The sequence below is a fragment of the Janthinobacterium sp. NKUCC08_JDC genome (genome assembly GCF_019345575.1).
In the GTDB taxonomy this organism is placed as follows: domain Bacteria; phylum Pseudomonadota; class Gammaproteobacteria; order Burkholderiales; family Burkholderiaceae_D; genus Janthinobacterium; species Janthinobacterium aestuarii.
Genome location: NZ_JAHKQW010000011.1, coordinates 159140 through 173466 on the forward strand (window position 1 = coordinate 159140; position 14327 = coordinate 173466).

Here is a 14327-nt window from a genome sequence, read left to right on the forward strand (position 1 = left end):
ATTCCTCCGGTTCGATCAGCGGTTCACTTAGCGATTAACGATGCGCGCGGGAACGCGCAGCACCAGTATGGCGCCCAGCAGCATCACTGCGGAAAGAATATACAGGGCCACGTCGGTGCCGCCCGTCGCATCCTTGATCCAGCCGACGAGGAAGGGGCTGACGAAACCGGCCACCTGGCCCAGCGAATTGATCAGCGCCAGGCCGCCGGCCGCCGCGGCGCTACCGAGAAACGCCGTCGGCAAGGGCCAGAACATGGGCAGGCCGGACAGCGCGCCCATGGTCGCCAGCGACAGGCCGATCAGGGCGACGACCACGTTGCCATGCGCCTGTGTCGCCAGCAGCAAGCCGCACAGCGCCATCAGCAAAGGGCCGCTCAAATGCCAGCGGCGTTCCTTGTGCTTGTCGGCCGAACGGCCTACCCAGATCATGAAGATGCTGGCGCACAGGTAGGGAATGGCGCTGACCCAGCCCACGGCCACGGGGCTGGCGAAACCGAGCGACTTGACGATGGTGGGCAGCCAGAAGTTGATCGCGTACACGCCCATCTGGATGCAGAAATACACGAGGCCCAGCATCCACACATGCTTGTTGCGCAGCACGCTGGCGAAGGTGTCGGCCGTATTCGCGCCGTTGCGGCGCTGGCGTTCGTCCTCGTCAAGGTCGGCGCGCAGCAGCTGCTTTTCTTCGGCATTGAGCCACTTCGCCTGGGCGATGCCATCGTTCAGCAGCACGTAGACGAGAAAGCCCAGCAGCACGGTGGGAATGCCCTGCAGCAGGAACATCCATTGCCAGCCGGCCAGGCCGCCGTGGCCCGCGAACGATTGCATCATCCAGCCCGACAAGGGGCTGCCCAGCAAGCCGGAAATGGGGATGGCCGACATGAACAGGCCCATGATGCGGCCCCGGCGCGACGCGGGATACCAGTTCGTAAAGTACAGCACGATGCCGGGGAAGAAGCCCGCCTCGAACACGCCCGTGATGAAGCGCAGCGAATAGAACGCGGCCGGCGTGGTGACGAACATCAGGCAGGCCGAGGCGATGCCCCAGGCGATCATCAGGGTACCGATGACCTTGCGTGCGCCCAGGCGGTGCAGCAGCAGATTGCTGGGCACGCCGCTGGCCACGTAGCCGATGAAGAAGATGCCCGCGCCCAGGCCATACACGCTTTCGCTCCATTGCAGCGCATCGAGCATTTGCAGCTTGGCAAAGCCGACATTGACGCGGTCCAGGTAATTGAACAGGTAGCAGATGAAGATGAAGGGGATCAGATGCAAGGTGACCTTGCGGTAAGCGCCTTCGCGCACGCCGTCCTGCGCGGACGCGCCGGCGGACAGGCTGGCGCCTGGATGGGTGGTCATGGGTGTCTCCTGACTATTTTTTATGGGATACGGCCAGCCCATCGTACAATCGCTCACAGAATCAGTCATCGTGCGGATGCATGAAGAAATATGGTGCTTTATACGATGATTCCATGCAGATGCACAAGACGGACCACCACATGCCGAATATTGATCTTCCCCTGGCGCAGGACATCGTCCAGCGCACCATGCACATCATTCCCTTCAGCGTCAACGTCATCGATGCGCGCGGCGTGATCCTGGCCAGCGGCGATCCGCAGCGCGTGGGCGACCTGCATCCGGGTGCGCAACTGGCGCTGGCCCGGCGCGCCAGCGTGGAAATCGGCGCGGCCGACATGGCCAGGCTGCCCGGCACGCGGGCCGGCATCAACCTGCCCCTGACGGTGCGCGGCGAGATTTGCGGGGTGCTGGGCCTGACGGGCGAACCGGACGCCGTGCGCCAGTTCGGCGAACTGGTGCGGGCCATGGCGGAAATGATGCTGGAGCAGGCGCGCCTGGTCAGCGAATTGCAGCACGAAAAGCGCTACCGCGAGGAATTCGTGTTCCAGCTCGTCTACCGCACGGGGATTTCGGACGCCAGCATGCAGGCGTGGGCGGCGCGTCTGGCGGTCGATTTGCGCGTGCCGCGCGCCATGTTCGTGCTGGAAATACCGGATGCGGGCGAAGGCCCGGGCGAGCGGCTCGACCAGGTGCTGACGCAGTTGCAGCAGGTGCAGTCCGACCTGTCGTCCCGCTGGCCTTCCCTGCTGATGGCCGTCGTCTCGCCGGGCGAACTGGTGCTGCTCGACGCCTTTCCCGCCAGCGGCCCGCAGCAGGCGCGCGCGGCGCAAGCCAGGCAGCGCCTGCTCGAACTGCACCAGGTGGCACAGCAGACGCTCACGCCACCGGCCACCCTGGCCATGGGCGTGGCCTTGCCGGGCCTCGATGGCGCCACGGCTTCGTATGAATCGGCGAAGCAGACGGCGCGCGTGGGCCGCACCCGCGATGGCGGGCAAACTACTTTTTCCTATCTGGAACTGAGCCTGCCCGTGCTGCTGTCCGGCCTGCAAGCGGGTTGGCAGGCCGAGCAATTGCGCCAGACCCTGGCCCGTCTGCAGGCGCACGACCGCAAGTCGGGCACCCTGATGCGCACCCTGGCTACCTGGTTCCGCCACCACAGCCACCCGATGGCCACGGCCAGGGCCCTGCACATCCACCGCAACACGCTCGATTACCGGCTGCAAAAGATCGCCGAATTGACGGGGCTGGACCTGGACGACACGGATGACCGCCTGCTGCTGTATGTCGCCCTGCAACTGAATTGACAGATGCCCGTCTACAATGTCGGCTGACCGCACAACAGGAATAGCATGAACGACGCCATCGAATGGACCAGTCTTGCCCGCACTTTCGGGCTGTTTACCGTCACGGCCGTGGCCGAACTGCTGGGCTGCTACCTGCCCATGCTATGGCTGAGCAACAAGGGCAGCGCCTGGCTGCTGCTGCCGGCCGCCCTCAGCCTGCTGGTCTTCGTGTGGCTGCTGACCTTGCATCCGGCCGCCAGCGGCCGCGTGTATGCCACGTATGGCGCCATCTATATCGCCACGGCGCTGGGCTGGCTGTGGCTGGTGGATGGCGTCACGCCCGCCTGGACCGACGCCGCCGGCGTGGGCCTGGCCCTGGCCGGCGCCGCCGTCATTGCCATGGGGCACAAGGCGCAGTAATTACGCCGCATGCCGGCGGAAGTTCGTTTCCGCCGACCACGCCGCACTGGCGCGGGCCAGCAGGACGGCTTCGCCATCGGCCAGCCAGTCGTCCGCATCGGCGATCTTCCACATGGCTTGCAGCAACTGGCGGCGCAAGTCCGGCTCGGTGATTTCATCGAGCAGGCTGTCGATCACGCCATTGGCCAGTTGCACGGCGCCATGCACGGTCGACGTCAGCATGTCGTCGCACAGGTCTTGCAGCAATTGCTGGAAGGCGGCCGGCTCAAGGTCGATATGCTCGAGGATTTTGCTGCGGTGCATCGCTTGCAGCTCGGCACTGGCCAAGTTGCCATCGACCACCATCATCAGGGCCAGGATACGTCCCGCTGCCTGGGGACTGTTCATTGCATACGTACGCATAGTTCACTTTCCATTGTCAGTTTAAAAAGCGCGCCCCGCCATTGCAGGGCGCGCGGTACGGCATTTACTTCTTGTCGCTGCGGGTGATGAACACGCTGGCCACGCAGCTCGACACGATCAGGACCGCCACCACCAGCAACGACGCTTCCACCGGCACGTGGTACCACGGCATGATCAGCATCTTGGCGCCGATGAACACCAGCACCATCGCCAGGCCATACTTGAGCATGTGGAAGCGGTCAGCCACGTCCACCAGCAGGAAGTACAGGGCACGCAATCCCATGATGGCGAACAGGTTCGACGTGAAGACGATGAACGGGTCCGTCGTGATGGCGAAAATCGCCGGGATCGAGTCCACCGCGAAGACCAGGTCCGTCACCTCGATCAGGATCAGCACGAGGAACAGCGGCGTGACATAGCGCAAGCCACCCTTTGCCACGAAGAAACGCTCGCCGTGGTCGCCGTCGGCCACCCGCAAGTGGCGGCGGGCAAAGCGCAGCACGGGGTTGTTCGCCACGTCCGGTTCCGCATCGGCCGCCACCAGCATGCGCATACCGGTCACCAGCAGGAAGGCGCCAAACAGGTACAGCACCCAGCTGAACTCGCTCACTACCCACGCACCGGCCATGATCATCACGGCACGCATGACGATCGCGCCCAGCACGCCATAGATCAACACGCGGCGCTGGTACTGGATCGGCACCTGGAAGGCGCTGAAGATCAGCAGGAAGACGAACACGTTATCGACCGACAGGGCTTTCTCGATCAGATAGCCGGAGAAAAATTCCAGCGCCTTCTGGTTGGCGATCTCGGGACCGGCCGTGCCGTTCAGGTACCACCACAGCCCGCCGTTGAACAGCAGGGCCAGGCTGACCCATACGAGCGACCACGTGGCCGCTTCCTTGACGCCGACCTTGTGCGCCTTGTTGCCGCCAAAGACGAACAAGTCCAGCGCCAGCATCACCAGGACAAAGGCGATGAAACCGGCCCACATGGGTGCCGTCGCAATACTTTCCAGGCCGTTCATCGGCGGCCTCCGCAACTGTCTGTTTGTATCCAGAAGTCCATGACACTCTCCTTGCATGAATTGAGCAGCCATCATAGTCTGAATATAAACATCGAACAAATCGAATATAATTTAAGAATACATCGAAAAACTCGATGCATTAATCCGCCGGGAAAAACCATGTCGACACTCAACTTCAAGCACTTGCGCTATTTCTGGATGGTGGCCAAGACGGGCAGCATCGCGCGCGCGGCCGAGCAGCTGCACCTGACGCCGCAATCGATTTCCGGCCAGCTCAGCGAGTTTGCCGACACCCTGGGCGTGGAACTGTTCCGCCGCAGCGGGCGCCAGCTGGAATTGACGGACACGGGCCGGCGCATCCTCAGCCATGCCGAAAGCATTTTCAGCACGGGCGATGAATTGCTGGAAATCGTGCGCGACCAGTCGCGTACGACGACGACGACCTTCCGCGTGGGCTGCGCCGATTCCGTCTCGAAACTGATCGCCTGCCGCCTTGTGGAGCCGGCGCTGGGACTGGCCGAGCCGCTGCGCATCATTTGCCGCGAAGGCCGGCTGGCCAGCCTGCTGGCGGATCTGGCCGTGCACCGGCTCGACCTGATCATGGCGGACCGTCCCATGCCGGCCCACTTGAGCGTGCGCGGCTTTAACCATTTGCTCGGCGAAAGCGGCATGACCCTGTTCGGCACGCCAGCCCTGGCCGCCACGCTGAACGGAGGCTTCCCGCAATGCCTGGATGGCGCGCCGCTGCTGCTGCCCGGCGAAGACTTCGCCATTTACGGGCGCTTGCTGCAATGGCTCGGCGACAACAACCTGCACCCGCGCATCGTCGGCGAGTTCGACGACAGCGCCATGATGAAGGCGTTTGGCCAGTCCGGCGCCGGCCTGTTCTTCGCCCCCACCGTCATCGCGCCCCAGGTCTGCGAGCAATACGCGGTCGTGGCACTGGGCCGGGTCGACAGCCTCGTCGAGCAAGTGTATGCGATCACCACGGAGCGGCGCTTGCGCCACCCGGCCACCATCGCCATCAGCCAGAGCGCGCGGCGCGAGCTGTTTGTGTAAGCCCTGCTCAGTCGCTGACGACGATCTTGCCCGGCTGCCCGCCCCGCTCCAGCAGCGCATGCGCGCGCCGCAGGGTAGCCGCATCAAACGGCGACAAACGCTGCCGCACGGTATGGCGCAACACGCCCTCGTCCAGCAGCCGCGCCACGCGGTTCAGGATGCGGTGCTGCTCGATCATGTCTTCGGTGGCAAACAAAGGCCGCGTAAACACCATTTCCCAGTGCAAGGAGATGCTCTTGCCCTTCAGCGGCGCCGCATCGAAAACATCGTGGTCGTCGATGACGGCCAGCTTGCCGTGCGGCGCGATGAGCTCCACCAGTTGCGCGATATGTTGCGCCGTGTGCGACAGCGCCGCGATATGGCGCACGGGCGCCACGTTCAATGCCGCCACCTGCGCCGACAACGGTTGTGTATGGTCGATCACGTGGTGCGCGCCCATGGCGCGGCACCAGTCGCCGCTGTCGCCGCGCGAGGCCGTGGCAATCACCGTAAAACCCGTCAGCTGGCGCGCCAGCTGGATCAGCAGCGAGCCGACGCCGCCCGCGCCGCCCAGCACCAGCAGGCTGCCCCGCTCCTGCCTGTCGCCAGGCGCGATGGCAAAACGCTCGAACAGCAGCTGCCACGCCGTCAGCGCCGCCAGCGGCACGCTGGCCGCCTGCGCAAAGTCCAGGGTCGCCGGCATACGCCCCGCGATGCGCTCATCGACCAGGTGATATTCGGCATTCGCGCCCGCGCGGTCGAACGAACCCGCGTAATACACGGCTTGCCCCGGCGCGAACAGGGTCACTTCGCTGCCCACCGCATGCACGACGCCGGCCGCATCCCAGCCCAGAGTCGTGACGGCATCGGATACCGTCACCAGCCCCGCGCGCACCTTGGTGTCGAGCGGATTGACGCCCACGGCGCGCACCTGCACCAGCACATCGCGCGGGCCGGGCACGGGCATCGGGCCTTCCATGTCGAACAGGCCGCCTTGTTCGTCCACACTGCTTCCTTTCTTGAAACCAATCATCTTCATTGCATGCTCCAGGTAAATCCGCATGGTAAGCAGCCACGCGAGAAAGAAAAATATGCTTCAATGCGTTTCACACCTGACCAAACTGTCATGAATCATGCAAGACATCGATAATCTCTCCGGAGTGGCTCTGTTCGTGCAACTGGCGCAGGCGGGGAGCTTTGTCGCCGCCGCACGCCAGGCCGGCATTTCGCCGTCGGCCGTCAGCAAGAGCCTGGCCCGGCTCGAGCAGCGGCTGGGCACGCGCCTGTTCCAGCGCAGCACGCGCCAGCTGAGCTTGACGGCCGAGGGCAAGCTGTTCCTCGCGCGCAGCGAACGCATCCTGGCGGAAATGCAGGCGGCGCAGGAGGAACTGGCGGGCACGCTGGCGCCGCGCGGCCGCCTGCGCCTGGGCTTGCCGGAACTGGGCAGCGTTTTCCTGCCCGCGCTGGCTGATTTTTCCCAACGACACCCAGCCATCGCCCTCGACCTGGACTTTTCGGACGCGCTGGCCGATGTCGTCGGCGATGGTTTCGACGCCGTCATCCGCATCGGCGCGCCGCGCGATTCGCGCCTGGCCGCCCGCAAGCTGGGCCAGTTCCGCTCCTGCCTCGTGGCCTCGTCCGCCTATCTGGCGCGCCACGGCACGCCCAGCCATCCCCTTGAACTGCAACAACATGCTTGCCTGCACTACCGCTTCCGCCACAGCGGCAAGGTGGAACAATGGCAGTTGCGCCAGGAAGCCGAGGCGCCGGCGCCGGATTTGCCACTCTCCATGGTCTGCAACAACGTCGAAGCGCGCCTGCACTTCGCCCGGCAAGGCCTGGGTATCGCCTGGCTGCCCGACTTTTATGTGCGCTCCGCCATCGACGACGGCAGCCTCATCGAAGTGCTGAGGGACTACGCAATCACCGGGCATCCGGCCCACAGTTGCTGGCTGCTGTGGCCATCCGGGCCGCACCTGGCGCCGAAAGTACGGGCGCTCGTCGATTTCCTGGCCGAAACAGACATACTGTTGTCAGCCGCCCACGGAAGATGAGGCTCAAATACATTTGAGCAAATACATCTATATAATGGCAAGTCTCCCCGACGCCCTGCGCGCCCCTTCCTGGACTTGCCGCAATGAAGCACTTGCACGATATTCCCTCTGCCTTCAAGCATGAATTTGCCAACCCGCGCCTGTGGTGGTCGCGCGCCGTCGTCGTCGGCATGGCCGCCATCGCGGGGCTCGTCGTCGTGGGCTTCACGTGGCTGGCGGAGGAAGCGCTGGACCTGTTTCTCTTTTTTGACGGCAAGGCCTGGTGGTTCGCCCTGCTGTGGACGCCGGCCTGCGCCGCCCTGCTCGTCTGGCTGACGCGCCGCTACGCGATGGGCGCGGCTGGTTCCGGCATCCCGCAAGTGATGGCGACCTTGGACCCGGCCGTGGCGCCCGAGCAGCGCTCGCTGTTCGTGTCGCTGAAACTCAGCGCCGCGAAAATCGTCCTGACGGCGGGCGGCTTGCTGGGCGGATTGTCGCTGGGGCGCGAAGGACCGTCCGTGCAGATCGCCGCCGGCGTGATGCTGGCCGCGCGCCGCTGGCTGCCCCGTCACTCGCAGGTGAGCGCCCATTCCCTGCTGGTGGCCGGCGGCGCGGCCGGCATCGCGGCTGCCTTCAACACGCCGCTGGCCGGCGTCATGTTTGCCATCGAGGAACTGTCGCGCTCACCCGAGCAGCGCAACAGCGGCCTCATCGTCGCCGGCATCGTGCTGGCCGGCATGATGGCCGTGTCGATCCACGGCAACGCCACCCACTTCGGCATCATCCACCCGGGCCCCATCGGCCTGGCGCTGGCCTTGCCAGGCTTGCTCGTGACCCTGGTCGCGGGCGTGGCGGGCGGCCTGTTCGCGCGATTGCTGCTGGCGTCCGCCCGGGGAAATCCATTAGGAAAATTGTCTGCGTGGAGAAAAGGCCGGCCCGTGCTATTCGCCGCCGTCTGCGGTGTGCTGGTGGCGGCCATCGGCATCGCCAGCCACGGCGCCACGTTCGGCAGCGGCACCGTGGCTACGCGCGCCATGCTGGAAGGCTCGTCCGATGTGGCGCCCGCCTTTGTCGCCTTCAAATATGTGGCGACGTGGCTGACCGTCTGGTCGGGCGTGCCGGCCGGCATTTTTGCGCCCTCCTTGGCCATCGGCGCCGGTATCGGCCACGATATCGCCGTGCTGCTGCACTACCCGCACGCGCCGGCCCTGATCGCACTGGGCATGGTGGGCTTCCTGGCCGCCGCCACGCAGGCGCCGCTGACGGCGTTTATCATTGTCATGGAAATGGTCGACGGCCACGGCATGGTGCTGAGCCTGATGGCCTGCGCCGTCGTGGCCAGCACGGTATCGCGCGTGCTGAGCGAACCGCTGTACGGGGCGCTGGCGCAGCTGCAGTTGCAACGGCTACCGCAAGCAGGCAGGGAAACTACATCGTAAACGGAAACGGCTGCATGCCCGCCTGCGTGTCATCGGGGGCGACGACGGCCAGCAAGGCACTCAAACCCTGGTTCAGGTGGGCCAGGCTGGCGGCGTCCAGCTGGGCCAGGGCGCTGGGCAGCAAGCCGCGTGCCGGCTGCGGCGCGCCGGCGATCACGGCCTGCCCTTCCGCCGTCAGGGTCAGGGTGACCACGCGCTGGTCGGGCTGGTCGCGCGCCTTGCGCACATAGGATTTTTTCACCAGCGCCTCGACCAGGTTGCTGGCCGTCGTCTGGTGGATCGACATCTTGCCGGCCAGCTCGCCCATGCGCAGGCCCGGCCGCTCCAGCAATTCCTGCATCACCCACAATTGCGCGCCCGACACACCGCATTGCTTCTCGATCTGCGCCGAATGCCGCTGCGCCGCGCGCATGACGACGCGCATGTTTTGCAAGGCCATGCCCTGCGCCTTGGCTATCGCCGATACTTCCGCTTCCGCCACCATTGCCTCCAGTTATCCCGCCGGCTTCGCGCCTGCTGGCGGGCCGGAATCCGTATATGATACCTGCAATGGCGGGCGCCCCCTACTGCCTATTGACCGGCAGACAGGTGCACTCCGGCCTGCCAAGTCTTCTCCCACACCTGTTTGCCCCGCTTATCCCAGCGGCGCTCGATGCCGTGCTTCTTGCCATGCTCATACGGCACAAGCTGCAGCAGACTCCCGTCACTCGCCCATACTTGCAGCAAGCCATGGCGCTGGCCATCGCGCATCGGAATGACCTTGGCGCGCACGCCGTTGTCATACCATTCCGTGACATCGCCCTGCTCGCGCCCCTGTGCGTCCTGCTGCCAGGCGATCGACGGCTTGCCGTTGCGGCTCCACTTCTGCATGCTCAGCAGCTTGCCCTTGCGGTACAGGGCCTTTTGCGCCAGTTGGCCATTGTCATGGCTTTCAAACAACCAGCCATCGGCTTCGCCACCCACCCAGACCTTGCGCGCGAGCACCTTGCCATCTTCGGCAAGAGTAAGGAATTCGCCATCCTGCTTGTCATTCATAAAATGACTGCGCTGGAACAGCTTGCCATCGGCGTAAAACACTTCCTGCAAGCCATGCATCTTGCCGCCTTTCAGGAAGGCGCGGCTGCTCATCCTGCCATTCGGCCCGTACGATACGTACTCGCCATCGGCCATCTGCTTGCCGTGGTAGCGGATACGGTTCATCAGCTGGCCATTTTCATGGTAATTCTCGGAGATGCTGTCGCGCCCGTTCGTCAGCACGGTCACGCGCTGCTTGACCTGCCCGTTTGCATAGAATGACGTGCTGCCCGTCAGTACATTGCCCTGGGCATCGAGCCGCTCATCGCGGGCCAGCTGTCCATTCGGGTAATACCACTTGCGCAAGTGGAGGAAGCTGGCCTGGCTCAGATCGGGGCCGGTGGCGTAGGTTTCCAGCGCCACCGTGCCCGGTGCATCGGGGAACTCCAGCAGCACATGCCAGGCGCCCAGCGCCTCGTCGCGCACGGGCGCCGTGCGCAGCGCATACGCGGCGTGGCGCACATCGCTCGCCGCATAGTCTTCGTCCAGATAGACGCTCTTGTCCTGCGCCTGCTGTTGCCCCTGTGCCGGAGCCTGCTCCTGCGCCGCCAGCGGCACCGCCGTCATGAGCGCAGCCAGCAGCACCAGGCGCATGGTCCGTCGATATGGCTGGCCGGTCCCAATATGCATGTTAGCCACTACTTCGCCGCCACCGGCTGGCCATCCTGCCACGCCTGTTCCAGCACCAGCTTGCCGGCCTTGTCCCACTGGCGCTCGATGCCGTGCTTCTTGCCGTGCTCGTACGGCACGATCTGCCGCAGGCTGCCATCGCTGTACCAGGTTTGCAACAAGCCGTGGCGCTGGCCTTTGACGAACGGGGTCACGCTGGCGCGCACGCCGTTGGCATGCCAATCCGTCGTATCGCCGTGGTCACGCCCCTGTGCATCTTTATGCCACGCAAAAATGGGATGGCCATTCGCTCCCCACTTTTCCAGGCTGAGCACGTTACCTTTCTGGTACAGCGTCTTGTTCGACAGTTTTCCATTGCCATGGCTTTCAAACGACCAGCCATCGGGCTGGCCGTGCACCCAGACGGTTTTGGCCAGCACCTTGCCGTCCTGCGCATACGTGACAAACTCGCCCTCGCGCTGGCCATCGACGAACTGTCCCCGTTGGAACAGCTTGCCATCGTCATAAAACGATTCCTGCACGCCATCCATCTGGCCATTGCGTTGATACGAGCGGCTGCTGACGGCCCCGTTCGCGCCATACGACACGTGCTCGCCATCGGCCATCTCGTCGCCGTGATACAAGATGCGGCTCATCAGCTGGCCATTCTCGTGATACGTTTCCGAGATGCTGTCGCGCCCGTTCGGCAGCGCCGTCACCTTCTGCTTGACCTGGCCGTTTTCAAAGTACACGCAGCCGCCGAGCAGCTCCTCGCCCTGGTCATTGAAATAGGTTTCGCGCAGCAACTGGCCATTCTCGTAGTAGGACTTGCGAAAACGCACGAACCTGACCTGGCTCAGGTCCAGGTCCGTGGTGTAGGTTTCAAAGGCCAGCACGCCCGGCGTGTCGGGAAATTCGAGGCGGATATGCCAGACGCCCAGCGCCTCGTCGCGCACGGGCGGCGTGCGCAGCGCATAGGTGGCGCGGCGCTGGTTGCTCGGCATGAAATTTTCATCCAGATACATAGTCTGGTCTTCCTCCTGTAGGGTTGGCGTTGGCGTTGGCGTTGGCGCTGCCTGCTGCTGCGCCGCCAGCGGCAAGGCTGCGCACAGCGCGGCGGCCAGCAGCCAGCGCATCGTTTGTCGATTTTTCATGTTGTTCCATTGTTCATGTTGCTTTGCGGCCACCATCATAAAGGCAAGCACCATGCGCCATGGGCACGATTGCCGCCCCATGAAAAAAGGCCGGGACGGACCTGCTGGTCCGGCTCCGGCCCGGCGGATGCGCTGGCGCGCCACACCTCAGCCCACGCTGTCCTTGACGGGCGACAACTGGCTCGCATGCAGGCGCGCATACGCGCCGCCCTGCTGCAGCAAATCCCCATGGCTGCCCGATTCCACCAGGCGCCCGCCCTGCATGACGACGATGCGGTCGGCGCTTTCGATGGTCGACAAACGGTGCGCGATGACGATGGTGGTGCGGTTGCGCATCAGCACTTCCAGCGCGGCCTGCACGGAACGCTCCGACTCCGTATCGAGCGCGCTGGTTGCTTCGTCCAGAAGCAAAATCGGCGCGTCCTTGTACAGGGCGCGCGCGATGGCCAGGCGCTGGCGTTGTCCGCCCGACAGGCGTGAACCGTTCTGCCCCGCCTGGGTGGAGTAGCCTTGCGGCAGTTGCATGATGAAGTCATGCGCATAGGCGGCGCGCGCCGACGCTTCGATGCGGGCCTGGTCCGGGGCCGGGTCGCCGTAGGCGATATTGGCCGCCATCGTGTCGTTGAACAAAATCACATCCTGGCTGACGAGGGCAAACTGGCGCCGCAGGGCCAGCAAGGCGTAGTCGCGCACGTCGACGCCGTCGAGCAGGATCTGGCCGCCGCTGACGTCGTAGAAGCGCGGCAGCAGGCCCAGCAAGGTCGTCTTGCCGCCGCCGGAACCGCCCACCAGGGCCACCGTCTCGCCGGCGCGAATGTCGAGCGTGATATCGCTCAAGGCCGTGGGCGCATCGGGGTCGTCGCTGTTGTAGCGGAACTGCACGTTCTGCAGGGACAAATTGCCCTGCACGGCCGCCGGGGCCACTGTGCCCGGGTCCGGTTCCAGCGGCGTGTCGATCAGGCCGAACACGGACTCGGCCGCCGCCAGGCCCCGCTGCAGCGGCTCATTGATCTTCGTCAAATTCTTGATCGGCGACTGCATGGCCATCAAGGCGCCCATGAAGGCAACGAAGGCCCCTGGCGTGATGGCGCCGCTTTGCGCGCGCAGCATGGCGAAATAGATCACGGACGACAGGGTAATACCGACGAGCATCATGATGAAGCCGGAATTCATGGCCGACGTGGCCGCATGCTTGACGGCCAGCTGGCGGTTGCGCTTGACCACGTCGACGAAGCGCGCCTGCTCATAATCCTGGCCGCCGAAGATTTTCACCACGCGCTGGCCGGCGATGCTTTCGTCGAGCACGGACGTCAGCTCGCCCACGGCTTGCTGCGAACTCTTGCTCAAATGGCGCATGCGGCGTCCCGCCAAGGTCACGACGATGGCCACGATGGGCATCGACGCCATGCAGAACAGGGCCAGTTTCACGTCGATGCTGAACAGCAGGATCAAATAGCCGACGGTGGCGACGGAATCGCGCACCATCACGTTGAGCACGTTCAAGCCCGCCTGCGACACTTGGCTCGCGTCGAAAGCCACGCGCGACTGCGTCAGGCTGGTGGTGGTGGTGTCGAAGAAGCGGCTGGGCAGGCGCATGATGGTGGCAAACATTTTTTCGCGCAAATCGGCCTGCACCCGGCTCGATAGCCAGACGGAACCGTAATCGCCGGCAAAGCTCGACACCATGCGCAGCACGGCCAGGCCCAGGATGGTGGCGGGAATCACCCACAAGTCCACCTGCCCCGCCTGTGCCGGCAAGAAACGGTCGACCCAGCCCTGCAGCATGCCCATCACGCCGGACGCGGGCGCGACCTGCGTGCTGGCCGTCGTACGCATGGCGTCGACGACGTTTTGCAACTGGCGGATTAACAACACATCGGTGGCGGACGCCACGCCCACGGCCAGCAAGGTGGCGGCAACGATGGCGCCATAGCGGCGAAACTGGCCGGCCAGGCGGAAAAACAGGAGGCGACTTTGCTGCATGCAGGTGAGAAAAGTGAGGGTAAAGCGTGATTCTAACCGCTGCCAGACTTACCTAGAGGAAAGTCGCACCTTGCCGGTGCAGAACCGGCAAGGGAACAACACGGACGATCAGCTCTTCGCCACTTTCCACGCGGCCGCGCCGGCCTTGCAGACCCTCAGCTTGAGCGTCTGTTCCTGGCCCTTGGCGCTCAAGGCTACCTGCACCTTGCGGCAGGTTTGCGCATCCGTTTTTTCCGTGTCGCTGGCCGTGATTTCGGCGGCGATGCGCACGGAATTGCGCAAGCCTTCATTACTCCATTGCACGGTTTCGCCATCCTTCTTGTCATTGAGCACGTCGGTGACGGCCTTGACGAAGACGGGCTTGTCGTTCTTGTTCAGGTAAGCCATCGGCGTATCGGCCAGGAAACCCAGGCCGACGGCGGAGGCGGAAGCGCTGAAGACGACGCTGCCGAAGATCAGGGCGGACAGCAAGGTGGCGGGACGAATACGCATGAAAAACTCCTAGT

The 14327-nt window shown here is 64.4% G+C and carries 14 protein-coding genes; 5 read left to right on the forward strand and 9 right to left on the reverse strand.

Annotated elements, in window-relative coordinates; genetic code table 11:
- Nucleotides 1–27 precede the first annotated feature (27 nt).
- Complete coding sequence (locus tag KO538_RS22130) at nucleotides 28–1359, reverse strand: MFS transporter (protein WP_219329654.1); 1332 nt, start codon at nucleotides 1357–1359, stop codon at nucleotides 28–30.
- 113 nt (nucleotides 1360–1472) lie between these two features.
- Between KO538_RS22130 and KO538_RS22135 the strand changes: the two genes are divergently transcribed.
- Nucleotides 1473–2663 (forward strand): sugar diacid recognition domain-containing protein, encoded by a 1191-nt coding sequence (locus KO538_RS22135; protein ID WP_257620497.1) that lies wholly within the window; start codon nucleotides 1473–1475, stop codon nucleotides 2661–2663.
- Nucleotides 2664–2708: 45 nt separating this feature from the next.
- Nucleotides 2709–3062, forward strand: a complete 354-nt coding sequence (locus tag KO538_RS22140; RefSeq protein WP_219329655.1) for a YnfA family protein — start codon at nucleotides 2709–2711, stop codon at nucleotides 3060–3062.
- Here KO538_RS22140 and KO538_RS22145 read toward each other — a convergent pair whose 3' ends face one another.
- A complete protein-coding gene (locus KO538_RS22145; RefSeq protein WP_034759008.1) occupies nucleotides 3063–3464 on the reverse strand; it encodes a TerB family tellurite resistance protein in 402 nt (133 codons plus the stop codon).
- A gap of 64 nt (nucleotides 3465–3528) precedes the next feature.
- Nucleotides 3529–4491, reverse strand: a complete 963-nt coding sequence (locus KO538_RS22150) for a TerC family protein (protein ID WP_034759011.1) — start codon at nucleotides 4489–4491, stop codon at nucleotides 3529–3531.
- A 159-nt stretch (nucleotides 4492–4650) separates the two neighbouring features.
- Between KO538_RS22150 and nhaR the strand changes: the two genes are divergently transcribed.
- The gene (gene nhaR, locus KO538_RS22155; RefSeq protein WP_034759014.1) at nucleotides 4651–5550 is read left to right on the forward strand and encodes a transcriptional activator NhaR; all 900 of its coding nucleotides are present in this window, start codon (nucleotides 4651–4653) and stop codon (nucleotides 5548–5550) included.
- Nucleotides 5551–5557: 7 nt separating this feature from the next.
- Here nhaR and KO538_RS22160 read toward each other — a convergent pair whose 3' ends face one another.
- The gene (locus tag KO538_RS22160) at nucleotides 5558–6568 is read right to left on the reverse strand and encodes a zinc-binding alcohol dehydrogenase family protein (protein ID WP_219329656.1); all 1011 of its coding nucleotides are present in this window, start codon (nucleotides 6566–6568) and stop codon (nucleotides 5558–5560) included.
- 94 nt (nucleotides 6569–6662) lie between these two features.
- Here KO538_RS22160 and KO538_RS22165 point away from each other — a divergent pair, with 94 nt between their 5' ends.
- Complete coding sequence (locus KO538_RS22165; protein ID WP_257620498.1) at nucleotides 6663–7583, forward strand: LysR family transcriptional regulator; 921 nt, start codon at nucleotides 6663–6665, stop codon at nucleotides 7581–7583.
- 83 nt (nucleotides 7584–7666) lie between these two features.
- Entirely contained in the window at nucleotides 7667–9001 is a 1335-nt protein-coding gene (locus KO538_RS22170; protein ID WP_219329657.1) for a chloride channel protein, read from the forward strand.
- On the opposite strand, the gene KO538_RS22175 is transcribed toward KO538_RS22170, so the two are convergent.
- The 5 genes from KO538_RS22175 to KO538_RS22195 all read right to left on the reverse strand — a co-directional run bounded on the left by KO538_RS22175 (nucleotide 8991) and on the right by KO538_RS22195 (nucleotide 14313).
- Nucleotides 8991–9440: a MarR family winged helix-turn-helix transcriptional regulator gene (locus KO538_RS22175; protein WP_257620499.1), complete on the reverse strand. Its 450-nt coding sequence runs from the start codon at nucleotides 9438–9440 to the stop codon at nucleotides 8991–8993. The two genes, KO538_RS22170 and KO538_RS22175, sit on opposite strands and share 11 nt — an antisense overlap.
- Before the next feature lie 131 nt (nucleotides 9441–9571).
- A complete protein-coding gene (locus KO538_RS22180) occupies nucleotides 9572–10669 on the reverse strand; it encodes a toxin-antitoxin system YwqK family antitoxin (protein WP_219329659.1) in 1098 nt (365 codons plus the stop codon).
- A 44-nt stretch (nucleotides 10670–10713) separates the two neighbouring features.
- Nucleotides 10714–11838 (reverse strand): toxin-antitoxin system YwqK family antitoxin, encoded by a 1125-nt coding sequence (locus KO538_RS22185; RefSeq protein ID WP_219329660.1) that lies wholly within the window; start codon nucleotides 11836–11838, stop codon nucleotides 10714–10716.
- 147 nt (nucleotides 11839–11985) lie between these two features.
- On the reverse strand, nucleotides 11986–13821 hold the full coding sequence (msbA, locus tag KO538_RS22190; RefSeq protein WP_070304123.1) for a lipid A export permease/ATP-binding protein MsbA: 1836 nt from the start codon (nucleotides 13819–13821) through the stop codon (nucleotides 11986–11988).
- Nucleotides 13822–13929: 108 nt separating this feature from the next.
- The gene (locus tag KO538_RS22195) at nucleotides 13930–14313 is read right to left on the reverse strand and encodes a hypothetical protein (RefSeq protein ID WP_219329661.1); all 384 of its coding nucleotides are present in this window, start codon (nucleotides 14311–14313) and stop codon (nucleotides 13930–13932) included.
- Nucleotides 14314–14327: the final 14 nt, after the last annotated feature.

What these genes read in the sequence shown, in the direction of transcription:
- KO538_RS22150 (WP_034759011.1), bottom strand. Translation starts at nt 4,491, where the DNA reads ATGAACGGCCTGGAAAGTATTGCGACGGCACCCATGTGGGCCGGTTTC.
- KO538_RS22130 (WP_219329654.1), bottom strand. Translation starts at nt 1,359, where the DNA reads ATGACCACCCATCCAGGCGCCAGCCTGTCCGCCGGCGCGTCCGCGCAG.
- KO538_RS22195 (WP_219329661.1), bottom strand. Translation starts at nt 14,313, where the DNA reads ATGCGTATTCGTCCCGCCACCTTGCTGTCCGCCCTGATCTTCGGCAGC.
- KO538_RS22180 (WP_219329659.1), bottom strand. Translation starts at nt 10,669, where the DNA reads ATGCGCCTGGTGCTGCTGGCTGCGCTCATGACGGCGGTGCCGCTGGCG.
- KO538_RS22170 (WP_219329657.1), top strand. Translation starts at nt 7,667, where the DNA reads ATGAAGCACTTGCACGATATTCCCTCTGCCTTCAAGCATGAATTTGCC.
- KO538_RS22185 (WP_219329660.1), bottom strand. Translation starts at nt 11,838, where the DNA reads ATGAAAAATCGACAAACGATGCGCTGGCTGCTGGCCGCCGCGCTGTGC.
- KO538_RS22145 (WP_034759008.1), bottom strand. Translation starts at nt 3,464, where the DNA reads ATGCGTACGTATGCAATGAACAGTCCCCAGGCAGCGGGACGTATCCTG.
- KO538_RS22160 (WP_219329656.1), bottom strand. Translation starts at nt 6,568, where the DNA reads ATGAAGATGATTGGTTTCAAGAAAGGAAGCAGTGTGGACGAACAAGGC.
- KO538_RS22165 (WP_257620498.1), top strand. Translation starts at nt 6,663, where the DNA reads ATGCAAGACATCGATAATCTCTCCGGAGTGGCTCTGTTCGTGCAACTG.
- msbA (WP_070304123.1), bottom strand. Translation starts at nt 13,821, where the DNA reads ATGCAGCAAAGTCGCCTCCTGTTTTTCCGCCTGGCCGGCCAGTTTCGC.
- nhaR (WP_034759014.1), top strand. Translation starts at nt 4,651, where the DNA reads ATGTCGACACTCAACTTCAAGCACTTGCGCTATTTCTGGATGGTGGCC.
- KO538_RS22140 (WP_219329655.1), top strand. Translation starts at nt 2,709, where the DNA reads ATGAACGACGCCATCGAATGGACCAGTCTTGCCCGCACTTTCGGGCTG.
- KO538_RS22135 (WP_257620497.1), top strand. Translation starts at nt 1,473, where the DNA reads ATGCAGATGCACAAGACGGACCACCACATGCCGAATATTGATCTTCCC.
- KO538_RS22175 (WP_257620499.1), bottom strand. Translation starts at nt 9,440, where the DNA reads ATGGCCTTGCAAAACATGCGCGTCGTCATGCGCGCGGCGCAGCGGCAT.